This is a genomic window from Flavobacterium sp. (assembly GCF_030146175.1).
GTDB lineage: Bacteria > Bacteroidota > Bacteroidia > Flavobacteriales > Flavobacteriaceae > Flavobacterium.
In genome coordinates, this window is record NZ_JASLCE010000013.1 from 34,121 (window position 1) to 60,069 (window position 25,949).

Sequence of the window (25,949 nt, forward strand, 5' to 3'; positions counted from 1 at the left end):
GTTAAATTACAATTTCAAGGTTGTCATAGGCCAGGAATACATTTTCCGGCAGGGTTTGCTGCACTTCTTCGTGGAATCCCATATGATGACTAATATGCGTCAGATAGGCTCTTTCGGGCTGAATTAATTTGATAAACGCCAGTGCTTCTTCGAGATTAAAATGGGAAATATGCGGTTCGATCCGAAGTGCATTTACCACAAGAACTTTTAATCCTTTTAATTTTTCGATTTCTTCAGTGTCGATTGTTTTTACATCGGTCAGATAGGCAAAATCATCAATACGATAGCCAAATACCTGTAAATCGGCATGCCAGGCATTTACCGGAATTACTTTTTTACCGCCGATTTCGAAATCGGAATCCTTTTCCACTTCCGTTACCGTTACGGATGGCGCACCCGGATAGCGGTTTTCGGTTTCAAAAATATAATCGAAACGTCTTTTCAGACTTTCAATTACTCTTTTATGTGCATAAACTGGCATATCACCTTGTCGGAAATTAAACGGTCGGATATCATCTAATCCGGCCGTATGATCCGCATGTTCATGCGTAAACAATATACCGTCGAGTTTACGGCAATTGGCCGCCAGCATCTGTTGTCTGAAATCCGGACCACAGTCAATTGCATAGGCTTGGTCATCCCAGCTTAGCAAAGCGGAAACCCGTAATCGTTTATCTTTTATATCGCGGCTCAGGCAAACCGGATGATCACTTCCAATTATAGGAATCCCCTGTGAGGTTCCCGTACCCAAAAAATATACTTTCAAAGTAGTCTTCTTTTTTACAAAAATAAGAATCTCTCTTCTAAAATAATGAATACACCCTGTGTTAAAAAACAATAGTTTCAGAAATTTAGAGCCGATCCTAATAATAACGGGAGATGACAGCTTATCAAAATCATTTTAAAACTACACGTACAATAGTTCACATTTTATTTTACATTCCAGTAATCAGGTCTGACAAAACGACTTACTAAGCCACTAACAACACATAAACCCCAAAACCACTTGACTTTTTAGTTAAAATGTCGGATATTGCACTGCAAATCAATGACGATCATGAAAGATAAGGAGCAACCGGAAGAAAGTCAACCCAAAAAAAGAAAAGTATCGCAGGGTCCGATAAAGGAAAAAGCCCGAACGATGCAAAAACTTGTTGATGCAGTGGGAATTGTCCTGAAATCGGAAGGTTATACAGGTCTCACTATTGCAAAAATAGCAGCTGCTGCAGGTTTAGACCGTAAACTGATTTACGCGTATTTTGGTGATGTAAACAATCTTATTGAAACCTATATCAGGAAACGGGATTACTGGGCGAATTCGTATGACGATGATATCGTTCCAGACATCATCACACAAAATCATGTCAGCGTAACGGATGGTCAATATTTTCTGCAAGGTCATTTTAATGCCTTTCTTGAAGACGTCGAAATGCAAAAAATGATTCTTTGGGAACTTAGTGAAGTCAACCCACTTTTAATTGAAATTGCCGAATTACGAGAAAAAGTAGGCGAAGAACTATTTAAATATTCAGATCCCTATTTTGAAGGAACGGGTATTAATATGCGCGCCATAACAGCCATCATGATTGGCGGAATCTACTACCTTTCCTTACACGCCAAGACCAATGGTGTTACAATTTGCGGAATTGACGTCAATCAACCCGATGGAAAACAAGCCATTTTAGATGCGTTAGCACAAATAGTTGATTTTGGCTATGAAGCTGCTGAAAAAACAAAAAAATAATTCTTAAAATACCTTTATACTGAAACCGCTTTTCTAAGCGGTTTTTTTTATGCTTTTATATTATTTATCGCTTTTTTCACTTTATACTACTTGATTTCACAAAATGATTTTTAGATTAAATTATTTCTCAATTTGTTACAAAACACAACAAAACATCAATTTTAAAACGAAACCTACATTTTTTAACAATACAAAACCTATTAAAACAAAAATATAACCGTTTTTTCAATTCAAAATATCTAAAAAAATAGATTGATTTTTTAAAATATTCACATTTTGTACCATTAATTAATCTTTTGATAATGATAATTTAATAAAAATGAGGCTGAATTTATTATTTCCAAGACAAGCGATATATTTTTTCAATAGATTTGTTTTCAACTAATTATCAAAAAATTTTAATTATGAAAAAATTTATTTTGATGGCAGCAATGATTCTGCCTTGTGTATTTGCTTCAGCAGCAACTTCTGAAAAAGTAGCACCAAACGCGAATACTTCAATTGAATTAACCAGCAACATGGTATTAGGCCAAACTGCTGATGAAGTTGGAGAAGCTATCTATTTAGGTGTTTACGATGTATACGTGGATGGTGTCTATATTGGAACTTATCACGTATATCTGGTAATCAACTAGAAATGTTCGCAAAGTGTCTGTTATTTTTATAACAGACACTTTCTTTTTTAGTCAAAAAATCATATTTTTGATTAAATCACACTAAAAGTTCCAAATTTAGAGTCCCTAAAAATTATTTCTATGAAACGTTACATTTTTATTCTACTAACCAGTATCGGCATGAATCAGACTATCACCGCACAAACCTCCAAAATAACGTACGAAGAACAGGCGAATATTGAGAACCAGTTAAAAAATGTAACCGATCCGGCAACACGCGAACGTGTATCAAAATACCTGTCTCAGGTTAAAACATTTACGCTATACTATAAAGATGGTATCTCATTGTATAACGAACAAAACGCAAATGACACTTCAGATAAAGACAGTGGATTAAGCGAAAGCAGCTCCAAATTCAAGACCGTAAACATTGGTAAGAAAAGTGGTGGCATTTATAAAAATCAAAAAACAAACGAATACCTACAGGAAGCTGATCTTTTAGGCAAAGCTTTTCTGGTTTCGGACAAACTGGATAAAATCAGCTGGAAGTTGATCAATGAAACCAAAAAAATTGGCGAATTTAACTGTAAAAAAGCCACTGCCGTTGTAAACGGTGAAAACGTTACCGCCTGGTATGCACCTTCACTTCCCATAAATGACGGACCAAAAGACTACTGGGGATTACCCGGATTAATTATCGATCTGACAACCGATACGAAAACGTATCATGCTATAAAAGTCACATCGATAGCGCAATTTGACTTTGAAAAACCTTCTAAAGGACAAAAAATATCCAAAGAAAACTATATAAAAGACCGAAACGAAAAAGTTGATCAACTAAAAAGAGGAATGGGGAATGTGTTAAACCAGAACTAAATGATCCGAACTTTTTTTGTACTGCTTATTCTAGTTATACCCACGCTCCTAAATGCCCAGAACATTACCGGTATCCTAATCGACTACCAGTCAGAAAAGGGCATTTCCGGGGCAACCCTGCAACTCATCGATAGTCAGACAAACGCTACCATAAGCTATGTACTATCCGATGATAACGGGAAATTTACGCTGGCAATACCTCCGCCCGGGAATTATATTTTAGAGATCAATCATATCGCGTATGATCCGGAATTTCAACAAATAACCGTTTCTAATTCCAACCCTGAAATTCATCTTCCGATACAACTCAGAACGAAATCCAAACAACTTAACGAAGTAATCGTTCAAGGTTCGCGCGCAGCAGCGCAGCAAAAAGGCGATACAATTCGCTACAACATCAATGCTTTTACAACCGGAAATGAAGAAAAGCTTAAAAACATTATCGAAAAACTTCCCGGCCTTGAAATCGACGATAACGGAAAAATAAAATCCCAAGGGAAAGTCATCGAAGAATTACTGATCAACGGTAAACCGTTTTTTGGTAAAAATCATAAAATGGCTACGGAAAATCTGAATGCCAAAATGATCGACGATATTGATTTGATCAACAATTATGAAACCTTTGGCGCCATAAAAGATATTGAGGGAACGAACAATAAAAAAGCGCTTAACATCCATATCAAAGAAGAATACCTTGGCAAAATAACCGGTGATATTGCCGGGCTATCCGCTTATGACGATCGGTATAAAGTGCACAGCAACCTGTTTCGGTTTATGCCCAAATTTAATGCCAGCGCTATTCTCGACAGTAATAACCTAGGCGAACAGGCGATTAGTCTTCGGGATTATATGGATATGGACGGCAACATCAAATCGGATATCCGGAACAACGACATGGGCAATCCTGTTTTTGGAGCGGGGAAAATTCCAAAGTTTCTGGTTGCTAACGAAAACAACGAAACCAGTCGTTCGCATACCGCAGCTCTAAACATCAGTGCCATGCCAACGGACAAGTTGAGCATTAATGCTTTTAGCATTTTAAATCATTCCCGTTTTACCGAACAACGTCTGGTTGAAAAAACTTTTTTTAACACTTCCAATTCCCTACAATCTCAGGATGCTATAGCCGGTAAGATGAACTTTTTATTTAATCAGACAAAAGTAAATCTGGAGTACAAACCAAACAAAGATAACCTGATTAATTACTCAGCCATTCTGGATTCCGGTCATGACAAAGGGCAACGGGACACGGAAAGCATTCTAAACGGTCAGCCGCAGGATTTTGAAGAAAACAACAAAGCGATTAAACTTAATTTCGGACAACAATTGAGTTATGTTACCAAGCTCGCTCGTAATAAATTACTTTCAATCAACGCCTATCAGGAATTTAAAAAGCAGGACAACCGTTATGATTTTATTTCCGACCAGCAAACCTTGCTTCCTCCCTATCAGCGGCTTGATCAGGAATATGTTTTTAAGAGTAATGAAATCGGCGTTTTTAGCAAATACACGCAAAAAATCAGCAACCATGTGGTACGTGGCAATGCCGGTTTTGTATGGAATCGTTCGTCTTTAGAACTCCTGCAATCGGCATTAGTCACCGGTCAGCCGGAAATAAATCGAAACAGTAATTATGCCTTCGCCGACATATCGGTCAAAAAAGCCATTTCCCTATTGCAATACAATGCCAAGCTGGAATTCCGAAATTATTTTTTACAGCCGTCTGATGCCACTAAGGCTTATCTGTTACCGTTTGTACAAGTAAAACTCGCTTTTACCGACTTGCATTACCTGAGTCTGAGTTATAACCGGAATATTAGTTTTTATGCCAGCGATATACAAAACAATTTTCTATATGCCGACGATTATCGGAATTATTACAACCCTAGTACCATCGTTTTCGAAAAACCATTCGAGCAAAATATTGTATCGCTCAACTATTTTAAATTCGACCTTTACAATGGCTTTTTATTTCTGGCCAATTCGTCCTATTCCCGGAATAAAAACGAAAATACCAGCAACAGTAGCAATGTCGGAAATTACAATTATATAGCCTATCGCAACGATGCCAGCGGTTATTCCTGGAACAATCTGATCAGTGTGGAGCAACGTATAAAACCGCTTAAATCCAAAGCAAAAGCGACATTTTCGTATTTGCTTACCGAGAGCTATAATTTTATAGGCGATCAGCAAAATGATTACCGAACCGATAATTTTATGGCGCGTTTTTCTTTGATCAGCTCTTTTAAAGACAGCTGGTTTAATTACGAAATCGGTAGTCAGTATTCGAATTATGAAACACAGTACGAACTGTTTAATAGTACGATTTACACGCGTAAATGGACACCGTTTCTAAACTTTAACGGTCAAATTAATGACAGAATTCTTTATAGACTGGACAATAGTCTGGAGCATTTTTCGACGACCGACAGTGACCGTCAGTTTTTTAAAACCGATTTTAAGTTGAGTTATAAAAAGCCGAAAACCCATTTTAAATACTGGGTGGAAGGCAATAATATTTTTAACATCAGTAATCCTTCCATAATTGCCACCAGTAATAGCAATAACAGTTTTAGCCGTGAAACCATCACCCGACTGGCTGGATATATCGGTTTCGGAATCGGTATGGAATGGTAATTCTCTTCCAATCATTTATTTTTTTCCGTTACATTCAATTATTTTTATTAATTTCACAGTAATGTGAAACATTATTCACAGTGTTCTGCCCCGCAAATTAATGGCATAACACGATTTATCCTCTTTTCGGTTTTTGATAATGCCGGCAGCAATGCCGGCTTTATTATAAAGTCGCAAAAAGTACCTGAATACTATTTTCATCGTTTGAACAACGCTATTTTAACATTAAAAATAGAATTATTTAGCTTTTATTAGAGTCCCTATTTTGTTAACTTTGCACTATTATGGCATTTATGAAAAACACAGATAACGAAATTACACTTAAAGGCGACCGGGAAATTGAACACATTCCGGCCCTTAAAGAAAAGGCGCTCCGCATTAACCTTAATAAAAACATTTACGGGACATTTGCCGAAATCGGCGCCGGACAGGAAACGGTAAGGCATTTTTTCAGAGCCGGAGGTTCTTCCGGTACCATTGCAAAGGCAATGTCGGCCTACGACAAAGATTTCAGTGATGCAATTTATGGTGTGGAAGATGATGGACGTTATGTTACTGAAAGCCGCTTAAAAAAGATGTTATCCCACGAGATTCAACTGGTGGAAGAACGTTTAGGAAGAGACAAACACCCAAGCAAAATGTTCTTTAGTTATGCGAATACCGTAGCTACTATCGACTTTGCGAAACAATATAAAGGCCACGGATGGGTTGGTATCAAATACCAACTGGATCCGGAGGAAGACTATAACGAGATTATCCTTCACATCCGTTTTAAGGAAAGCGATTCAAGATTACAACAGGAAACTCTTGGAATTTTAGGTGTTAACCTTATCTACGGGGCTTTTTACAAATACAACGATCCAAAAAAATTACTGCGTTACCTATACGATCACCTGGACAAAGATCAGTTGGAAATTGACACAATCAATTTTTCCGGTCCGCGTTTTAAAGAAGTCGACAACCGATTAATGAGTTTACAGCTTGTTAAAAACGGAATGACCGATGCGGTGATGTTTGGTCCGGATGGTAACAACGTACTTCCGGCAACGATCCTATACCGTAAAAATATCCTGGCACTACGCGGAAGTTTCCGCCCGGTTACCAAGGTTAATATGGACATGTACCAGAAATCGTACGAAATGTTCCTTCAGGAGAAAAAAGTAGACAAGGATAATACGATGGTTATTTTCGAAATCACATTATCCAACCTACGTTCGGAAGGCGAAATCGACGAGCGTGACTTTATGGATCGCGCCGAATTGCTTTGTTCATTAGGACAAACAGTTATGATTTCGAACTTTCAGGAGTATTATAAAGTGGTGGAATATTTCTCCGAATACTCCAAAGCCCGAATGGGATTGGCCATGGGCGTTAGCAATCTGATTGATATTTTCGACGAAAAATACTACCGTCATCTTAGCGGTGGAATCCTGGAAGCTTTCGGTAAATTATTCTATCGCGATTTAAAAGTATTCCTGTATCCGATGGAAGACGAAGATGGAAATGTGATCACGTCGCAAAACCTGAAAGTACACCCACGAATGAAAGAGTTATATAAATTCTTTGCCTACAACGGAAAAGTAGTCGACATTACCGATTTCGACAAAGACCACCTTAAAATCTTTTCCCGTGAGGTTTTAAAAATGATTCACGACGGACAAGAAGGTTGGGAAGAAATGCTACCGGAAGGAATTTCGGAATTGATCAAACGTGATCACCTGTTTAGTTGTGGTGATCAGCCGGAACTGGAACAACAATCCAATTAAATACATTGGAAACAATCATAAAAAAACCTGTCGGATTTAAAATCGGACAGGTTTTCTTTTTTGGTTATTATTTTAAAATCTGATCGGCATGTGCTTTGGTTTTTACCTGATTACACTATCAATTAAACACAAGTAGGTCGCAGAAATCACATTTTGAAAGCCTTTAAAAAAGAGGTATATTTGATTTATTTCTCATTAAGCATCAAAACAGACATCCCTAATAAATCTGCGCTAAGAAAAATTACACTTAGTAAAAAACACTAAATCATATGATTCGTCTAATCAATCACTCGTTATAAATGGATAATTTAGAAGAAAAATCGAATTTTATGTTCTACGCAACGGAAGACGGAACTACCAATATTCAAGTAGTTTTGTATGACGATACCGTTTGGGCTACGCAACGCTCCATGTCGGAAATTTTCGGCGTAGAAGAAAACACAATTACATACCATTTATCAAATATTTATACAGAAGGTGAATTAATTAAAAACGCAACTACTCGAAAAATTCGAGTAGTTCGATTAGAAGGAAATCGAAATGTTAATAGGGAACTTGATTTTTATAATCTTGATGCCATTATATCTGTAGGATATCGGGTAAACTCTGTAAAAGCTACCCGATTCAGAATTTGGGCGACTACCATCTTAAAAGAATATCTGATAAAAGGATTTGCTCTTGATGATGATCGATTAAAACAAGGTAAAGCTTTATTCGGCAAAGACTATTTCAATGAATTATTAGAAAAAATACGTGAAATACGTGCAAGCGAAAGACGTTTCTATCAGAAAATCACCGATATATACACCACAGCTGTAGATTATGATGTTAAAGCAAAAATTACGCAAACATTTTTTGCTACCGTACAAAACAAACTCGAATTCGCTATAACAAAACAAACCGCTCCAGAAATAATAAAGTCGAGAGCTAATGCTACCAAACCGAATATGGGATACAACATGGAAAAACGCCGGTACGTATGGTAAAATAATGCGGTCGGATGTTTGTACCGCAAAAAACTACTTAAATGAGGAAGAAATAGCAGAGTTAAACATCTTAGTAAATATGTATCTCGATTATGCAGAATTACAAGCCAAAAGAAATAAAATAATGACCATGGCAGATTGGATTAAAAAGATTGATACCTTTCTAAATTTCAACGAATACGACCTTTTAAAGAATTCCGGAAAAGTACGAACAGAAGTAGCAAAAAGTTTTGCTCTGGAGGAATATGAAAAATTCAGAGTTATACAAGATCGTGAGTACAGGTCTGATTTCGACAAAGCCATTGAAAAAATAAAATCATCCAGAAAATTACCCTCGGAAAACACCATCAAAACATCAAATAAAAAAGACGATATACATAACGACAATCCAGATTCCTAATTTTATTACTTTTTAAATACTAAATAATGCTATAAAAATAAAGTTAAGGCTGTTTATTACAGCCCTATACTTTTAAATTATCTAAAAAAACAGTTCTATATTTATTCTCTTTATTTTAAAATCTGATCGGCATGTGCTTTGGTTTTTACCTGAGTGATCACATCTTCGATCACTCCTTCTTCGTTAATCACAAACGTAGTCCGATGGATTCCATCGTATTCTCTTCCCATAAACTTTTTTGGTCCCCAAACGCCAAAAGCCTGAATAACCGATTTATCCTCATCGGCCAGTAACGGAAACGGAAATTCATATTTATCTTTAAACTTTCCCTGTGCTTTGGCACTATCGGCACTCACACCTAACAACTCGTAATTATTCGCTTTAAAGCGTTCGAAATTATCTCTTAAATCGCAAGCCTCCGCGGTACATCCCGGCGTATTGGCTTTCGGATAAAAAAACACAACCAGTTTTTTCCCTTTGTAATCGGCCAGTGTATGCGTTTTTCCATCCTGATCCACTCCTGAAAAATTCGGAGCCTTATCTCCTTTTATTAATGTCGTCATAACCGTATATTTGTTTTTATAAAAGTAGAAAAAATGACCAAAGAAGACAAAGTCGAATTTGTTATAAGAACGTTAAACGAAATCTACCCGGAAATTCCGATTCCTTTAGACCATAAAGATCCTTATACACTGTTAATTGCCGTATTATTATCGGCACAATGTACCGATGTACGCGTTAATCAGATTACACCTTTGCTATTTGCCAAAGCCGATAATCCGTATGATATGGTAAAAATGAGTGTCGAGGAAATCAAAGAAATCATACGTCCCTGCGGACTTTCACCGATGAAATCGAAAGGAATTTACGGTTTGTCGCAGATTCTGATTGAAAAACACAATGGCGAAGTACCTCAGGATTTTGATGCTCTTGAAGCGCTACCGGCTGTAGGCCATAAAACGGCCAGTGTTGTTATGTCGCAGGCATTTGGCGTTCCGGCTTTTCCAGTAGACACCCATATTCACCGATTGATGTACCGCTGGAACCTATCGAATGGAAAAAACGTACAGCAAACCGAAAAAGATGCCAAACGTATTTTTCCACGGGAATTATGGAACGATCTTCATTTACAAATCATTTGGTATGGCAGGGAGTATTCGCCGGCCAGAGGATGGAATCTCGAAAAAGACATTATTACGCAAACCGTAGGGCGGAAATCGGTTATTGACGAGTATTACAAAGCGAAAGTCAAAGTCAAATCCAAACCATAAAAAAACATCCCGATATTTACTATATCGGGATGTTCCTTAATTAGCAATAGACTCAAACGTCAAATCACCTACTTTGACAATAGTCAGCGCTTTTGAATAGCTGAGTAAAAAACTTATAGTTTCTTTTTTAGGTAACATTGTTTGACTTGCTGTTTTTTTCTTAGAGTAAAGTTTTGCCATATTTGCGATTTAGGATATACATAATAACGCAAAACAAACTCCAATATTGTTTAGTTTGTCAAAACTATTTGATTTTTTTCGATTACTTTTCTAAGATTCATTAACGCGTAGCGCATACGCCCTAAAGCGGTGTTGATACTCACTCCGGTTAGATCGGCGATTTCCTTAAAACTAAGATCCTGGTACATACGCATTACCAGTACCTCTTTCTGATCTTCCGGTAGTTCCTCGATCAGGCGTTGTAAATCCACTTCCACCTGTTCGCTGATGATTCTGTTTTCAACATTCGGACTGTTATCCGTCATGATTGAAAAAATAGAAAACTCTTCCGTTTCCCTGTGGTACGGCATTTTTTTGGATTTTCTAAAATAATCTACGATTAGATTATGAGAAATACGCATTACCCAAGGTAGGAATTTACCTTCTTCACTGTAATTTTTGGATTTCAGTGTTTTGATGACTTTAATAAAAGTATCCTGGAAAATATCTTCTGTTATTTCCCTGTCCATTACTTTAGAATAAATAAAGCCATAAATTTTGGACTGATGTCTTTCAATTAATGTAGCCAAAGCGGTTTCATCGCCTCCTACATAATTTTTCACTAAGACAGCGTCTGGAAGTACAACATTAGCCATAATAATACCTTTTAGTTTTTGGTTTGGAATTTTTGAGAAATTGTGTCTAAAAAGTATTTTTATCCTATAGGCAAATGTTAAATTGGGATTAATGTTAAGCCAAATATAACATAATTTTTTATTACAACACTAACGGATTTTAAAAATTAACATATTTTCCTGTAGTAAATCCCATCGTTTTTTAAAGAATTTTCAACGGTACCCCTGCTTTTACCGGGGTCTTACAACCGAAGGAACTTTTTTTCGGGAAACACAATATTCTATCGTAAAATGCTGTTTTTGCTTATCTTTGTATTCTATGAAAACTGACATTACCACACTGGAGCCCAAAAAAAATATTATCATAAAAGGGGCGCAATTACACAATTTAAAAAATATCGATGTAGCGATTCCGCGGAACAAACTGGTTGTGATTACCGGTCTGTCCGGTTCCGGAAAATCGAGTTTGGCTTTCGACACCTTATATGCCGAGGGACAACGCCGTTATGTAGAAAGTTTGTCTTCCTATGCCCGTCAGTTTTTAGGAAGGCTGGACAAACCCAAAGTGGAATACATTAAAGGAATTGCACCGGCCATAGCCATCGAACAAAAGGTGAACACCACCAATGCGCGTTCGACGGTTGGTACATCGACCGAGATCTACGATTATTTAAAACTGCTTTATGCCCGGATTGGAAAAACCATTTCTCCCGTTTCCGGCAGAGAAGTTAAAAAAGATACCGTTACCGATGTGGTAAACGAAGTCAAAAAGCTTCCGTTGGATAGCAAATGGATGCTATTGGCTCCAATTCACCTGGAAGAAGGCCGTAAACTGGAAGACAAATTAAAAGTTTTACTGCAACAAGGTTTTGCCCGTATTTTGGTGGATACCGAAATGGTACGCCTTGATGAAATTGATCAACATAGTCTAGACCATAAAGATGTACTATTGATCATTGACAGGATCATTGTAAAAGACGACGAAGAATTTTTTAACCGTCTGGCCGATGCCGCACAAACCGCATTTTACGAAGGTAAAGGCGAATGTTATTTACAGGAACTCAACAGCGAAAAGCGCATTGTTTTCAGTAATAATTTCGAAATGGACGGTATCACCTTTTTGGAGCCTAATGTCCATTTATTCAGTTTTAACAACCCATATGGCGCCTGTCCGAAATGTGAAGGTTACGGAAATGTAATTGGTATCGACGACGAACTCGTGATTCCAAACACCGCACTTTCGGTTTACGAAAACGCTATTTATCCATGGCGTGGCGAAAGTATGGGCTGGTACCGCGATCAGTTGGTAAACAATGCTTATAAATTCGATTTCCCGATTCACAAACCGTTTTTCGAATTATCGGAAGAACAAAAAAGTCTGATCTGGAAGGGGAACCGCTTTTTTACCGGACTGGATGACTTTTTTCAGGAACTGGAAGAAAAGAACTATAAAATTCAAAACCGTGTGATGTTATCCCGTTACCGCGGTAAAACAAAATGTAACGTTTGTAAAGGAAAACGTCTCCGACCGGAAGCCAATTACGTACACGTAGGAGGCAAAACCATATCCGATCTGGTTGACCTTCCGATTAAAAATCTGATTGGATTCTTTAAAGAACTAACATTGTCCGAATATGACGAAAAAGTAGCCAAACGACTGCTAATCGAGATCAACAACCGTTTGCGTTTTCTGGATGAAGTGGGCTTAAACTACCTGACGTTAAACCGAAATTCGGCTACCTTATCCGGAGGAGAATCGCAGCGTATCAATTTGGCCACTTCGTTAGGTAGTAGCCTTGTTGGATCGATGTATATTCTGGATGAACCGAGTATTGGTTTACACCCAAAAGATACCGAACGTTTGATCAAGGTACTTGAAAACCTTCGCAACCTTGGTAATACGGTTATTGTAGTCGAACATGATGAAGACATCATGAAAGCTGCCGACATGATTATCGACATCGGACCGGAAGCCGGAACCTATGGCGGTCATTTGGTCGCACAGGGAACTTATGACGAAATCCTGAAAGCTGATTCGCTTACGGCACAATACCTAAACGGAAACATGGAAATCGCAGTTCCTAAAAAAAGACGCAAATTTAAAAACCATATCGACGTTATCGGAGCGCGTGAAAACAACCTTAAAAACATCGATGTTACCTTCCCGTTGGAATGCCTTACCGTAATCACGGGGGTTTCCGGAAGTGGAAAAAGTACACTGGTTAAAAAAATACTTTTCCCGGCCTTGCAAAAACAGCTGGAAGGCGTAGGTGAAAAAGCCGGTCAGTTTAGCGAATTAAAAGGGAGTTATTCCCATATCAAGCATATCGAATATGTAGATCAGAATCCTATTGGACGGAGTTCCCGTTCCAATCCGGTTACCTATATCAAAGCTTATGACGACATCCGGGATTTGTTTTCCAAACAAGCTGTTTCGAAAATGCGAGGCTATCAGCCCAAACATTTTTCGTTTAACGTAGACGGTGGACGTTGTGAAACCTGTAAAGGAGAAGGTTCCGTGACGATTGAAATGCAGTTTATGGCCGATGTACATCTGGAATGCGAAACTTGTAACGGAAAACGCTTTAAAAAAGAGATTCTTGAGGTAAACTTCGAAAACAAAAACATCGACGATGTGTTAACAATGACTATTGACGATGCCATTGCTTTTTTTGATCAGCATAAACAAACCAAAATCACACAAAAGCTACAACCCTTACAGGATGTAGGATTGGGTTATGTACAATTGGGGCAGTCGTCATCTACCCTTTCCGGTGGAGAAGCACAACGGATCAAACTGGCTTCATTTCTGGTTAAAGGGGTTACCAAGGAAAAAGCGTTATTCGTATTTGACGAACCGACAACCGGTTTGCATTTCCACGATATCAAAAAACTATTGGCTTCTTTTGATGCCCTACTCGACAAAGGTCATTCGATTATTGTTATTGAGCACAATCTGGATCTGATCAAATGTGCCGATTATATTATTGATATCGGTCCGGAAGGCGGTGAAAACGGCGGAAAACTGATTGCTTTTGGTACGCCGGAAGAAGTTGTCAAAAACAAAAATTCCGAAACCGGTAAATATTTAAAAGAGAAATTATAATGATAAAAAAATCCCGTTTCAAATGAAACGGGATTTTTTTATGATGGTATATTTAAACCTGACAGGTTTTTAAAACCTGTCCGATTTCTCGTTTCAATCTATATCTATATCTATTCGATCACAATCTTTTTCGAAATACGGTGTTCTCCGGTTTCGAGTATTCCCATATAGATTCCTTTGCTTAGCTTACTGATATCAACCGATTCCAGCAATTTGGCATTAGCAATCTTTTGTTGTAACACTTGTTTTCCGTTAATATCCACCAAAGTAAAAACATACTCATTTACTTCCAGTTTTCCTTTGTTAATCGTTAGGTATTCTTTTACCGGATTCGGAAAAAAGCTTACATTAAAATCTTTTTCAAAGGTATCGGTACCCAAACTTGCCGTAGTGGTTGCTTTGGCAAAATGCAAAGTCGCACCCGTAGCAGCTTTTGCCACATTATATACATAAACCGGATCCATATTCACCAATAAATCCTGAGTGGTATGTGCATGCGTTGTTTCGTTGGTTTCAAAAAAACCGGTAATAATTTCACCATTCGACTGAAAAGGCATATAATCGGATGCATAGGCATACGACAATTTGGTCTGCAAAGGCGAATACAGCTTAACACATTTGATCAACTCATTAGTAATCGTATTCGAGGCCGCATTATTGGCCGATGGATTTCCGGTATCTCTTTCGCAGGTAATGGTATTATTTAACATTCCGGCGACACCTCCTACTTCATCGATATTAAATACCAGCTTGATATTCATTTTTGGCGTTGTACCATTTACAATGGTGCTCACATAATTCTGACTACCTCTTAGTCCGTCTTCTTCTCCGCTGAAATTGATAAACTTAATCGAATATTCGGTTGGAACATTTTGTAATAGTCGGGCGATTTCGAGTATACTCGTTACCCCACTACCATTGTCGTTCGTTCCCGTTCCGGTAATCGTATCATAATGTCCGCAAACAATCACATACGTATTCGGATAGACCGTACCGATTTTCGTAACGGTCAGGTTTTTACAAGTCGCCCCAGAATAGGTAAAAGTGTCTTCCGACAATTGGCTTGCCGTATATCCGTAGCTCAGGTATTTATTTTTGAGCCATTGTAGCGTATTGGCCTGTGCCAGGGTTCCGCGGTACTTGACGCCCAGATTTTCAAACTCCGTGAGATTCGTCAGAATTCCGGATTGTGAAGCTTGGTTGACTACATTGGCGTAGCTCTGTATATAGGTTTGGGCTTGGGTTGTATTCCCATATACAGTCGCCAGCAATGAAATCATTAAACTTTTAGTTAAGTTTTTCATTTTTTTAGTTAGTTATTCGTTTTTTTATGGGTTATTACCGGAAAACCGGTCAACGAAGATACTAATTTTTCAGACTAGCTGTATTAGACATTACAAATAGCGCTTTCTTTTTTTAAACCCTTAAAAACAAAATGATTACAAGCCTTTATAAAACAAACGATCCGACATAAGTCGGATCGTTTTAGCAGGTTTAAGAGCGTTTTTATTCGATCACAATCTTTTTTGTGATACGATGCCCGTCTGCTTCCAGAACGGCCATATAGATTCCTCTGTTTAATTTCGAAATATCGATTGTTTCCAATAACTCTGCATTGGCAAATTGCTGGTTCAACACCCGATTTCCATGAATATCCACAATTGTAAAAGAATAGTCATTAGTCGTTAGTTTTCCTTTATTGATCGTTAAGCGATTTTTAACCGGATTCGGGAAAAAGCTCACATTAAAATCCTTATTGGCATTTTCTGTTTCTGAAGTCGGAATAGTTGCTTTCGCAAAATGAAGTGTCGCACCGATGGCCGCTTTAGCCACATTATACACATATACGGTATCCAGATTAACCAATAAATCCTGTGTGGTATGGGCATGAGGGGAATAATAATGTTCGAAAAATCCGGTGATCACTTCTCCGTTTTCCTGAAATGGCATATAATCCGATCCGTATGCATACGACAATTCTGCTTTTAAAGGCGAATAAAGCTCCGTGCAGGCCATTAATTCTCTTGTTACCACATCGGAAGCCGCATTATTTGAAGTCGGCGCAAATAGGTCACGTTCGCAAACAATCTTATCGTTTACTATTCCAGCGACACTTCCGATTTCGTCAATATTAAAAACCAACTTAATATCCATCTTAGGCGTTGTTCCGTTAACCACTGACGTCACATAGTGCGTACTTCCCAATAGTCCGTCTTCTTCTCCACTAAAATTGATAAATTTGATCGAATATTCCGTTGGGATATTTTGCAACAATCGGGCGATTTCAAGAATAGTAACCACACCACTACCGTTATCGTTGGTACCACTTCCAACGGCTGTATCATAGTGTCCGCAAACAATTATGTAGGTATTTGGATAAACCGTACCCATTTTAGTCACAATTAAATTTTTACATGTCGACCCCGAATAGCTAAAGGTATCTTCCGATAATTCACTCGTTGTATAGCCATAACTCAGGTATTTATTTTTAAGCCACTGTAAGGTATTTGCCTGATTTACGGTACCCCGGTATTTCAGACCGAAATTTTCAAATTCCGTCAGATTCGTTACAATTCCGGTTTGTGACGCCTGGTTCGCAACATCGGCGTACTCCTGTATAAAGGTTTGCGCCTGAGTCGCCGTACCGCATACGGCCGCGACTAAAGAAAGCATTACGCTTTTAGTTAAGTTTTTCATTTTTTTGGTTAAGATTTAGGTTTTTTAATAGGTTATTCTCGATATATCGGGTAACGAATATAATAAATATTAATTTCACATTGGTGAGAATTTACAAAAAAACTTACAAAATTATTTTTTTTCATTTTTAACAATCGCTGTAACACAGGTATTTACAGGGATTCCAAAAAATAGTCCTATTCGCTTCATTGTTTTGGCACGCAAATTGAATTTAGATAAGCAACGGAATTTTTTTTTAACCGATTCCGACAAGTGGATCCGAAAAACTATACGAGTAGGAAACTATTAAAATTAGGTATTATGAAAAAAATTACACTTTTAGTAGCCAGCATCTTCCTGGTGGGAAGTATGGCTCAAGCATCCGTTAATCCCGTTTTTTCTGATGCTAAAACCAACGGTCCGCGTTATGGAATCGATTACAGAAATGCCGAACCGATTATGTTTATGGAACGTGGTATTGCGTTTTATATCTTTCCGAATGGGGAATTTGATTTCAACACCCAACCGGAAACCAACGGAACCGTAGTATACCGAAACGGAAGACGCGGTGTGGTAAACACCACTTATGGCGCACCCGATCCTCGCAATCCGCGTTATTACAATACGGCTACAAACTATGGAATCCGTATCGAGCATGATAACTTTGGCCGTGTACGCCGCGTAGGTAACGTTTTTATCAACTACGACAGTGCAAACCGTGTCAAAAGAGTGGGAACCGTTTATATGAGTTACAACAGCTTTGCCTTGTCACAAGTAGGTGGTCTGCGTATTTTCTATAACAGAAGAGGACAAATTGTAGACATCAGCGGGTATGTAAACCGTGATTCTCAAGGATATGCCTATATTCCAGCTGGAAACAATACAAACAACGGTTATTATCCGGAAGATGATTATACCACTGGCGGATCATGGCAAAACAATAACGATGATTACTATTATTACAGAACCGACGGTACAAAAGCAAAAATGACCGATAGTGACATCAAAGAAATAAAAGACAAATAATAAAAACGATTTATATTAAAATTTTGGTTGGTTAGTTTGAAGAAACCCGCGACGCTTTTTTTGCCGAGCGGGTTTTCTTATTATCGTTTTAACCGAACCATCGTCAGGACTTTATCCATAACGAAATTAATATCTTCCGAAATTTTAAAGCTATAATTCAGATATAAGTATACGACCGAAATCAATGTTGATTTTAGCAGGATTCCAATCACCGCATGAAACGGGAAATCCCAATAATAAAAAGCAAAAAAGCAGCCCAGCGAGATGGCAAAGGAATAAAGTGTTTTTTTGGAAAACGGAAACAACTTCATCCGAACCACTACAAAAAGTAATTTCGCCACGCTATAAAGCGTAATCGAAATCAGGGTAGCAATGGCCGCTCCTTCGATTCCCAACCGCGGAATAAAATACATATTCAGACTTACGGTGAGGAAAACCAACAGCAATCCTAAAAACAAAACTGCCCGATAATATTTGGAATTAAAAATAATGGCATTGTTATTTCCTAAAAGCAAATCGAAATATTTGGAAAGTCCGATCACAAAAACCACAAAAATCCCACCGCTATAATTGGCCGGCAAAAGCGTATATAATTCTTTTACATTTACCAAAATTCCCAAAAACACCAATCCGCCAACAACCTGTAAGGAGATTGATGTTTTTTTATAGAGTTCGTTAAGTTCGTCGTGTTTATTTTCGGTCATTAATTTGGCCGTAATCGGATACGTAATCTGGTGCATCGCCCGACTGGGAACCGAGATAACCGTCGCAATAAAAATGGCCACCGAATAATAGGCAATATTTTCTATCGCGATATATTGACCAATCATGTTTTTATCCACATCCAATAACATGTTCGCAATACTACCCGACAGGATAATAAACGACGAATACACCAATACGGCGCGGGTATTGTGCGGCAATTTAAATCGGAATACGATCGGTTTGACTTTAAAAGCATAAAACAGCATGAGCAACATCACCGCCAAATAAATCAACATCAGGAAATTTACAAAAGCCTCGGGTGTAATCCATTTAAAATAAACCGAAAACAGGAAAATGGTAATAAAAATACGAAGTGCAATTTCTTTGATAAAACTTCCGAAAACCGATTGCATATGCACTTTCACCCAGGCATAAAAAATCTCGAAATATCCCATACACAACCCAATAACCGGAATTTGCCAGACATATTCATAAATGATCGGATTTTTTCGGGATAAAAACGAAGCTATAGCCGAATAACCAAAAGTCCCAAACAGCATCATCGGAATGATCAGTAAAAAAGGAAGAAACAACACCAGTGTTAAGAACGCTTCTTTTTCTTCTTCCGTTTTATAATGGGTGAAATATTTGATCAGTGTGTTATGTACACCAAAAGCCATCAAAGGCATAATGATATTGGCCGACGACAACAAATAGCCCGTTAACCCATAATAGGTTTCGCCCAGAAACTTCGGATACATAAACAACGTATTCGCTGCACCGATAGCAAAACCGATATAGGTAATAATGGTATTTTTTATGGATTGATTAATGACAATTCCCATACTATTTCAATAAATCGGCCAGTTGTTTGGTTAAATTCCTACGGCTGTATTGTTGTAAACCTACCGGATATACTTTTAGGTTTTGCGTCAGATAAAGTCTGTAATACGACAATAACGTCTCTTTTACCAAATCTTTATTATCGTATAAGGCAAAAACACCGGTATTCGTTTGTTTTATGATTCCGGCAAAATCGGCATCTTCCGGACCAATTGCCAGAATCGGTCGTTCGGAAACCATATATTCGAACAATTTCCCCGGGATAATACTTTTGGTTTCTTCCGAGTCGATTTCAACCAGCAATAACACCTGCGAACTTCGTTGCTGTTGCACAGCTTCCTGATGGGAAACATAGCCTAGGTTATTCACATAAGGCGAAAGTCGGAACTCCTCGATCGTTTCGAGTACTTCCTGACTCGTTGCTCCGATTAACTTTAATTCGAAATGATCTTTAAAACCCGGTTCCTCTTTTATCAGTTCGCTAAGTGCTTTCCATAAAATCCGCGGATTACGTTCGGACAAAAATGACCCGATATGCGCCAATGAAAACTTCTCATCCAACGGAAGTCGGGTTACGTTTTCCACGTCGTAACCGTTTGTAATCACATGAATAGGTTTGGACGTAATCGCCTCAAACTCTTTTTGCGTCGTACGACTTGTCACCAGTAGAAAATCAGCTTCCTGCATCACTTTTCGTTCCAGATCTTTGTGCTTTTGAGCAGCATAATCCGATAATTTTAATGCTTTATGATACCCGATAGTCGTCCATGGATCGCGGAAATCGGCCACCCATCGAATGCCCGTTTGCTCCTTTAAATGCATCCCGATAAGGTGCAAACTGTGCGGCGGACCGGTTGTAATTACCGTATCAATTCCGTTTTCTTTGATATACCGTTGTAAATAGGCTACCGAAGGTTTTACCCATAACACCCGTGCATCCGGGATAAACAAATTCCCTCTGGTCCATAACATCAGGCGTTCGAGGAACGATTGCTTCTTTTTGTTCGGGATAATTCCGGAACTGATTTTTTTGGTTTTATTTTTAGAAAAAACCGATGCCCAGGCATACGGTTCTGTAATTTTCTTTTGTAATACCGTCACCCCTTGCGGCACTTCGTCCAGTAATTTGGCATCCTGTAACGGATAGGTCGGGTTCTCCGGAATATACACAATTGGTTCCACTCCGAACTCCGGTAAGTACTTCACAAACTTCAGCCAACGCTGTACACCCGGTCCTCCGGCCGGTGGCCAATAATAGGTTATAATCAGTACTTTCTTCATTATCGCTACGACGGGATCTGCTGTTTCTTTTTGTTGTCAAAATAAATACCGGCAATGATCAACGCTAACATCACGATAAAGCTAATCAATGAAATCATACTTCCTTTTTTGATGACTTCCGGTTCGAATTTGAATTCAATCGTATGTTTTCCGGCTGGAACTTCCATCGCACGCAATACATAATTCACTGCAAAATGAGGTACTTCCTTACCATCGATAGTCGCTTTCCATCCTTTCGGGTAATACACTTCCGAGAAAACCGCCAATCCTTTATTTGGATTATTGGCTGTATATTTCAGGTAGTTTGGTTCGTATTGTGTTAATTTGATGGTCGCTGTCGAATCGGTTACAAACGTATTTTCTTTTACTACACCGGCAAATTCTTTCTGATTCAGCACGGCTGTTTTTTTCGTATCCAGTTTATCCAGTGCTTTCATTTCGGCATCCGGCGTATCCACTTTTTTCACGTCGCTCACAAACCAGGCGTTTCCATTTGCTTCCGCATTTTTTAGTGGAATATCCTGCCCCTGATCGTCTTTCTGAATGATATATTTTACATTCAGCATGTTTAACACACCAATGTTGTTTTTCGCAATCTGATAATCGAACAGCTGTTGCATTTTTCTTGGTTTGGCCGCATGATAACCGCCAATCGAGCTATGGAAATAGGACGTTCTGGCGCTCGACATGTTTCCTTCGACTTCAAACACACGGTAGTGCGTGGTGTCTTTTAGAATCTGTTCGTCGGCCGGAGTCGCTTCAAACGGAACATCCGCCTGACGTGCCGATACAAAACTATCGCTGTTTACATAATTTTTATCCACAAAGAATAAATCACCTACCATTAGTACGCCTACCAAAACCACTGCTGTTACCTGCGACAATTTGTTTTTAGAGAACAACCATAAAATAGCAGCCGCTAGCAAAATCAATACGCCCGAACGCAATAAATCGGATACATACATCGCTGCACGTTGTTCTTTTAAAGCGTCGATAAACGGAGGGCCCATTTCGCCATAGGCCTTTAAATACATACTGTCACTTCCGCCGGTAAAGTCGAACATTCCTTTGGCAAACAACAATATTACTACTACCCCCAATGCCGTAGCACCCGATTTCCATAGGGCATTCCAACGCTCTTTTTCTTCGGCTTTAAAGAAAGACTGCAATCCTAAAACCGCCAGAACCGGCATACACAATTCCAGGATTACCTGAATTGAAGACACGGCACGGAATTTATTGTACATCGGCACATAATCGATAAAGAAGTTGGTCAGCGCCGGGAAATATTTCCCCCACGACAAAAACAACGACATTAAAGCTCCGGCCAGAAAGGCATATTTAATTTTTCGGTTATCGACAAACAACGCCAATACAGCCAGGAAGAAAACGATAGCTCCAATATAGGCCGGTGCGGCTACAATGGGCTGTGCTCCCCAATAGGTTGGCACACTCGATACAAAATCTTTCGCCTGACTTGGAGAGGCTCCCTGATTGGAAATAAACTCATACATGGGTGAATTTTCGCCTACATTTTCATGGTTCGAACCACCAAATAAACGCGGTGCAATCAGGTTAAAGCTTTCGGCAATACCGTAACTATATTCGGTGATATATTCGTAGGACATCGCATTGCTGCTTTCTTTTTTAGAACCGTCCGGATTAAAGGTCAGTTCACTATCACTTCGGGTACTGTATTTGGCATATTCCGAAGTGGCCATTAAATTCGTTGCGTTTACACCGATACTCAAAATACCGGCAATCGCAAACGTGGCGACAATGATTCCAAGATCTTTATATTCTTTATTTTTAATATACTGAACCAGATAATAAATTCCGATTACCAATAGGAATAACAACAGATAATAGGTCATCTGGAAGTGATTCGCATTGATTTCCAACGCGGCTGCGAGCATCGTGAGTATTCCGCCTGCCAAATAGCGTTTCCGGAATACCAGAATCACCCCGGCAACTACCATAGGCATATAGGCGATGGCATGGGCTTTTGCATTATGTCCGACACCGAGAATGATGATCAGATAGGTTGAAAAACCGAAAGCCAGCGCTCCGAAAAATGCTTTCAGGCTATCGACACGAAATACACGTAACAGTATATAAAATCCAAGGAAATACAGAAACAGATAATCGGCCGGACGCGGCAGAAAACGGATTACCGAGTCCAGTTGTTTGATAAAATTATTAGGATAATTGGCACCCAACTGGTAGGTTGGCATTCCGCCAAAAGCACTATCCGTCCAATAGGGTTCTTGTCCGGTTGTTTTTCTAAAATCGGTTTGTTCTTTCGCCATACCGATATATTGCGCGATATCGGATTGGAAAACTTTTTTCCCTTGCAATACAGGATGAAAATACAATAAAGAGATTAGTACGAAGCCAAGTATTGCCAGTACATGGGGATAAAATTTAGAAAGGTTTTTCATAAAACGAATTTAGCCTAATAATAGTAGGCTAAAATAGAAATAAAAGTATTGTAAAAAAAGAAAAAGAGTAGCTTTAAACACTACTCTAACTCTTCGAAATCGATATATTCTCCAACTTTTTTCTTTTCCTTTGGTTTATCGGACGAAAAGTTGGATTGTGTATTTTGTTGCTGTTGCGTTTGTTGCTGGTTATAATATTGTTGTTGCTGCTGGAAATTTTCTTCTGCTTTTTTCACCACCTGCTGTAAAAAGTAAGGTGCCAATAGTTTCATTACAAATTTCAGGGCATAGTAAATTACAATAATCCACAACAACGTTTTTACAAGACCGCTAAATGATGCCGTATCCATAATCTATAATTTTTTCCAAATTTACTAAATCCAACGGTTAAAAATAAATTCTATTTCTTAAAATAATAATAAAATAACTACATTTGATTTTACGTTTATACGTTACTGAAAACTCTTTTTACCCATGATAAAGCATTTTAAACTCAAGATAGCAGGTCTGCTTCTATTTTCCACTTCCGTACATTACGCCCAGTTTACCGACGAGATCAACTCGAATCGTCCGGGTAAATCCCACGGTGCCTTTTCGGTTGGAAAAACGGTAATTCAGGCCGAAGCCGGTACCTATTATATTAACGACAAACACAAATACTTAGGGTATAAATCGTCCGGTTTTGGGGGCGAATTGAGCTTGCGTTACGGTGCGGTTCTGGAGCAATTGGAGTTTATCGGCGATATTCAATACCAGTTTGATACCTATAAAACCGATTATTCCGAAACCAGTCGAACCGGTATCAAACAAGCTTTAATCGGAGCCAAATACCTGGTGTACGATCCATTTAAAAATCACGTAGACAAAGTAAACATCTATAGCTGGAAAGCCAATCATCGTTTTAAATGGCGTCAGTTTATCCCGGCTGTTGGTGTGTATGCCGGAGCCAATTTTGCTTTATCCGACAGTTATAAAATCCCGGACGAACCAGCTTTTAGTCCGAGAGTGATGTTGATCACCCAAAACCATTTTGGTGCACAATGGGTGTTGGTCGGAAACTTTATCGCCGACAAGTTTATTTCCGAATATAAGAGTTATGGCTATATTCTAACGTTAACGCGCGGAATCAACGCCAAATGGTCGGCTTTCCTGGAAAACCAGGGTTATCAAAGTGATTATTATTCTGACATGATTTTTAGAGGTGGTGCAGCTTATCTGCTTCAGAAAAACATGCAGATCGATGCTTCCATTGGAGCAAACATCAAAGACACACCGGCTTTAATCATAGGTGGAATCGGATTTTCATGGCGTTTTGACAAAAACTATAAACCGGTAGAAATCAAAAGCGGAAAAGAAGAAAAAGGCAAAAAAGACGGTAAAAAAGAAGAAAAGAAAAAACGTGTTGACGAAGTACAACCCGAATAGATTTTAAAATGATTACAATAAAAGAAGCCCTCACTCAAAAGGAAATGACCGATTTCGTTACCTTTCCTTTTCAGTTATATAAAAACAATCCCTATTGGGTTCCTCCGTTGATCAAAGATGAACTAAAGAGTTTTAACCCCAAAAATGATATTTTTAAAAGCGTAACCGCTCGCTATTTTCTGGCGTATCAAGACGGAAAACTTGCAGGCCGGATTGCTGCGATTATCAACTGGACGGAAGTCAACACACTACACAAATCGAAAGTGCGCTTTGGCTGGTTTGACGTGATCGATAACCTCGAAGTGACCAAAGCGTTACTGGATAAAGTAATCGAACTCGGCAAAGAACACAACCTTGACTATATGGAAGGTCCTGTGGGTTTTTCCAACATGGACAAAGCCGGAATGCTTACCGAAGGCTTTGATCAGATTGCGACAATGATCGGACTTTATAACCACGCTTATTATCCGGAACATCTGGAAAAGTTAGGCTTTACCAAAGAAGCGGAATGGCTGGAATATAAAATCGATGCCAAACAGGTTGACTTAGGTAAAATTGAGCCGCTGTCGCGCATTATCGAGCAACGCTATGCCGTCAAAAGCCTGAATTTTAAATCGACAAAAGACATTATTCCATATGTAGATGAAATGTTTGGGCTTTTAAACAAAACCTACGCCGAATTACAGAGTTTTGTTCCGATCGAACAATTTCAAATTGATCATTATAAAGAAAAATACATCTCGTTTATCCATCCCGATTTTATCACCTGCGTAACCGACAAAGATGGCAAAATGATTGCCTTTGGTATTACGATGCCTTCGTTTTCCAAAGCGTTTCAGAAAGCCAATGGAAAACTCTTCCCATTTGGTTTCCTGCATTTGTTACGCGCTATGAAAAAGAATGATCATGCTGAGTTTTATCTGATTGGCGTGGATCCGGAATATCAGAACAAAGGGGTTACCGCGTTGATTTTAAAAAGGATGTATGAGGTTTTTACCAAGCGTGGCATTCTAACCGTAGAAACCAATCCGCAGTTGGAAGAAAACAAAAAGATACAACAACTTTGGAAAAATTTTAGTCCGATTATCCATAAAAGACGTAAAACATTCCGTAAAGATTTATAATAAAAAGAGACTATCAGATGATAGTCTCTTTTTTGTTTTACACTAAAATGCCAAACCTAACAGGTCTATATTGCAAATGCTAAAAGACCTGTCAGGTTTATTATCATTGAATAATCATTTCTCTTAAAAGCCAAACCCGACAGGTCTATATTACAAACGCTAAAAGACCTGTCAGGTTTAATATCTATTAGAATAATCTATTCCCTTTTATTCGTATTCAATCTAAAAGTCAAA

Annotated in this window: 20 protein-coding genes and 1 pseudogene; 11 read left to right on the forward strand and 10 right to left on the reverse strand. The window is 38.5% G+C overall.

From position 1 onward, the window contains the following. Window position 1: 1 nt before the first annotated feature. Window positions 2-766, reverse strand: coding sequence for an MBL fold metallo-hydrolase (locus Q1R07_RS01395; RefSeq protein WP_300485207.1), 765 nt, complete (start codon window positions 764-766; stop codon window positions 2-4). Window positions 767-1,057: 291 nt separating this feature from the next. Between Q1R07_RS01395 and Q1R07_RS01400 the strand changes: the two genes are divergently transcribed. From Q1R07_RS01400 to Q1R07_RS01425, 6 genes and pseudogenes are all read left to right on the forward strand, one after another. Then, entirely contained in the window at window positions 1,058-1,744 is a 687-nt protein-coding gene (locus Q1R07_RS01400; protein WP_300485210.1) for a TetR/AcrR family transcriptional regulator, read from the forward strand. A 404-nt stretch (window positions 1,745-2,148) separates the two neighbouring features. Then, window positions 2,149-2,379: a hypothetical protein gene (locus tag Q1R07_RS01405; RefSeq protein WP_300485212.1), complete on the forward strand. Its 231-nt coding sequence runs from the start codon at window positions 2,149-2,151 to the stop codon at window positions 2,377-2,379. A 120-nt stretch (window positions 2,380-2,499) separates the two neighbouring features. Beyond that, window positions 2,500-3,234, forward strand: a complete 735-nt coding sequence (locus Q1R07_RS01410; protein ID WP_300485214.1) for a GLPGLI family protein — start codon at window positions 2,500-2,502, stop codon at window positions 3,232-3,234. Next, on the forward strand, window positions 3,235-5,871 hold the full coding sequence (locus Q1R07_RS01415; RefSeq protein ID WP_300485216.1) for a carboxypeptidase-like regulatory domain-containing protein: 2,637 nt from the start codon (window positions 3,235-3,237) through the stop codon (window positions 5,869-5,871). Between the two features lie 293 nt (window positions 5,872-6,164). Next, on the forward strand, window positions 6,165-7,637 hold the full coding sequence (locus tag Q1R07_RS01420; RefSeq protein WP_300485220.1) for a TonB-dependent receptor: 1,473 nt from the start codon (window positions 6,165-6,167) through the stop codon (window positions 7,635-7,637). Between the two features lie 299 nt (window positions 7,638-7,936). Beyond that, window positions 7,937-9,023, forward strand: a pseudogene (locus Q1R07_RS01425) (virulence RhuM family protein). Window positions 9,024-9,133: 110 nt separating this feature from the next. Here the strand turns inward: Q1R07_RS01425 and bcp are convergent. Beyond that, the gene (bcp, locus tag Q1R07_RS01430; RefSeq protein ID WP_300485222.1) at window positions 9,134-9,586 is read right to left on the reverse strand and encodes a thioredoxin-dependent thiol peroxidase; all 453 of its coding nucleotides are present in this window, start codon (window positions 9,584-9,586) and stop codon (window positions 9,134-9,136) included. Between the two features lie 33 nt (window positions 9,587-9,619). Here bcp and nth point away from each other — a divergent pair, with 33 nt between their 5' ends. Beyond that, on the forward strand, window positions 9,620-10,294 hold the full coding sequence (gene nth, locus Q1R07_RS01435; protein ID WP_300485224.1) for an endonuclease III: 675 nt from the start codon (window positions 9,620-9,622) through the stop codon (window positions 10,292-10,294). 36 nt (window positions 10,295-10,330) lie between these two features. On the opposite strand, the gene Q1R07_RS01440 is transcribed toward nth, so the two are convergent. After that, on the reverse strand, window positions 10,331-10,474 hold the full coding sequence (locus tag Q1R07_RS01440) for a hypothetical protein (RefSeq protein WP_300485226.1): 144 nt from the start codon (window positions 10,472-10,474) through the stop codon (window positions 10,331-10,333). A 50-nt stretch (window positions 10,475-10,524) separates the two neighbouring features. Further along, a complete protein-coding gene (locus tag Q1R07_RS01445; RefSeq protein ID WP_136402015.1) occupies window positions 10,525-11,109 on the reverse strand; it encodes a sigma-70 family RNA polymerase sigma factor in 585 nt (194 codons plus the stop codon). Window positions 11,110-11,407: 298 nt separating this feature from the next. Here Q1R07_RS01445 and uvrA point away from each other — a divergent pair, with 298 nt between their 5' ends. Continuing rightward, window positions 11,408-14,194 carry an excinuclease ABC subunit UvrA gene (gene uvrA, locus Q1R07_RS01450; RefSeq protein ID WP_300485227.1) on the forward strand — a complete coding sequence of 929 codons (2,787 nt, stop codon included), beginning with the start codon at window positions 11,408-11,410 and terminating at the stop codon, window positions 14,192-14,194. A 110-nt stretch (window positions 14,195-14,304) separates the two neighbouring features. Here uvrA and Q1R07_RS01455 read toward each other — a convergent pair whose 3' ends face one another. Continuing rightward, window positions 14,305-15,498: a M28 family peptidase gene (locus Q1R07_RS01455; RefSeq protein ID WP_300485230.1), complete on the reverse strand. Its 1,194-nt coding sequence runs from the start codon at window positions 15,496-15,498 to the stop codon at window positions 14,305-14,307. A gap of 202 nt (window positions 15,499-15,700) precedes the next feature. Beyond that, window positions 15,701-16,891 carry a M28 family peptidase gene (locus Q1R07_RS01460; RefSeq protein ID WP_300485233.1) on the reverse strand — a complete coding sequence of 397 codons (1,191 nt, stop codon included), beginning with the start codon at window positions 16,889-16,891 and terminating at the stop codon, window positions 15,701-15,703. Window positions 16,892-17,191: 300 nt separating this feature from the next. Here Q1R07_RS01460 and Q1R07_RS01465 point away from each other — a divergent pair, with 300 nt between their 5' ends. Next, window positions 17,192-17,896, forward strand: a complete 705-nt coding sequence (locus Q1R07_RS01465; protein ID WP_300485236.1) for a hypothetical protein — start codon at window positions 17,192-17,194, stop codon at window positions 17,894-17,896. Between the two features lie 80 nt (window positions 17,897-17,976). Here the strand turns inward: Q1R07_RS01465 and Q1R07_RS01470 are convergent, their stop codons facing one another. From Q1R07_RS01470 to Q1R07_RS01485, 4 genes are all read right to left on the reverse strand, one after another. Beyond that, a complete protein-coding gene (locus Q1R07_RS01470; RefSeq protein WP_300485239.1) occupies window positions 17,977-19,446 on the reverse strand; it encodes a polysaccharide biosynthesis C-terminal domain-containing protein in 1,470 nt (489 codons plus the stop codon). Between the two features lies 1 nt (window position 19,447). Continuing rightward, window positions 19,448-20,725, reverse strand: a complete 1,278-nt coding sequence (locus tag Q1R07_RS01475; RefSeq protein WP_300485241.1) for a glycosyltransferase family 4 protein — start codon at window positions 20,723-20,725, stop codon at window positions 19,448-19,450. Window positions 20,726-20,730: 5 nt separating this feature from the next. After that, the gene (locus Q1R07_RS01480; protein ID WP_300485243.1) at window positions 20,731-23,166 is read right to left on the reverse strand and encodes a YfhO family protein; all 2,436 of its coding nucleotides are present in this window, start codon (window positions 23,164-23,166) and stop codon (window positions 20,731-20,733) included. A gap of 80 nt (window positions 23,167-23,246) precedes the next feature. Then, a complete protein-coding gene (locus Q1R07_RS01485) occupies window positions 23,247-23,516 on the reverse strand; it encodes a DUF4834 family protein (RefSeq protein ID WP_300485245.1) in 270 nt (89 codons plus the stop codon). A gap of 124 nt (window positions 23,517-23,640) precedes the next feature. On the opposite strand from Q1R07_RS01485, the gene Q1R07_RS01490 reads away from it, so the two are divergent. Further along, complete coding sequence (locus Q1R07_RS01490) at window positions 23,641-24,591, forward strand: transporter (protein WP_300485247.1); 951 nt, start codon at window positions 23,641-23,643, stop codon at window positions 24,589-24,591. Window positions 24,592-24,599: 8 nt separating this feature from the next. Further along, window positions 24,600-25,715, forward strand: a complete 1,116-nt coding sequence (locus Q1R07_RS01495; protein WP_300485250.1) for a GNAT family N-acetyltransferase — start codon at window positions 24,600-24,602, stop codon at window positions 25,713-25,715. Window positions 25,716-25,949: the final 234 nt, after the last annotated feature.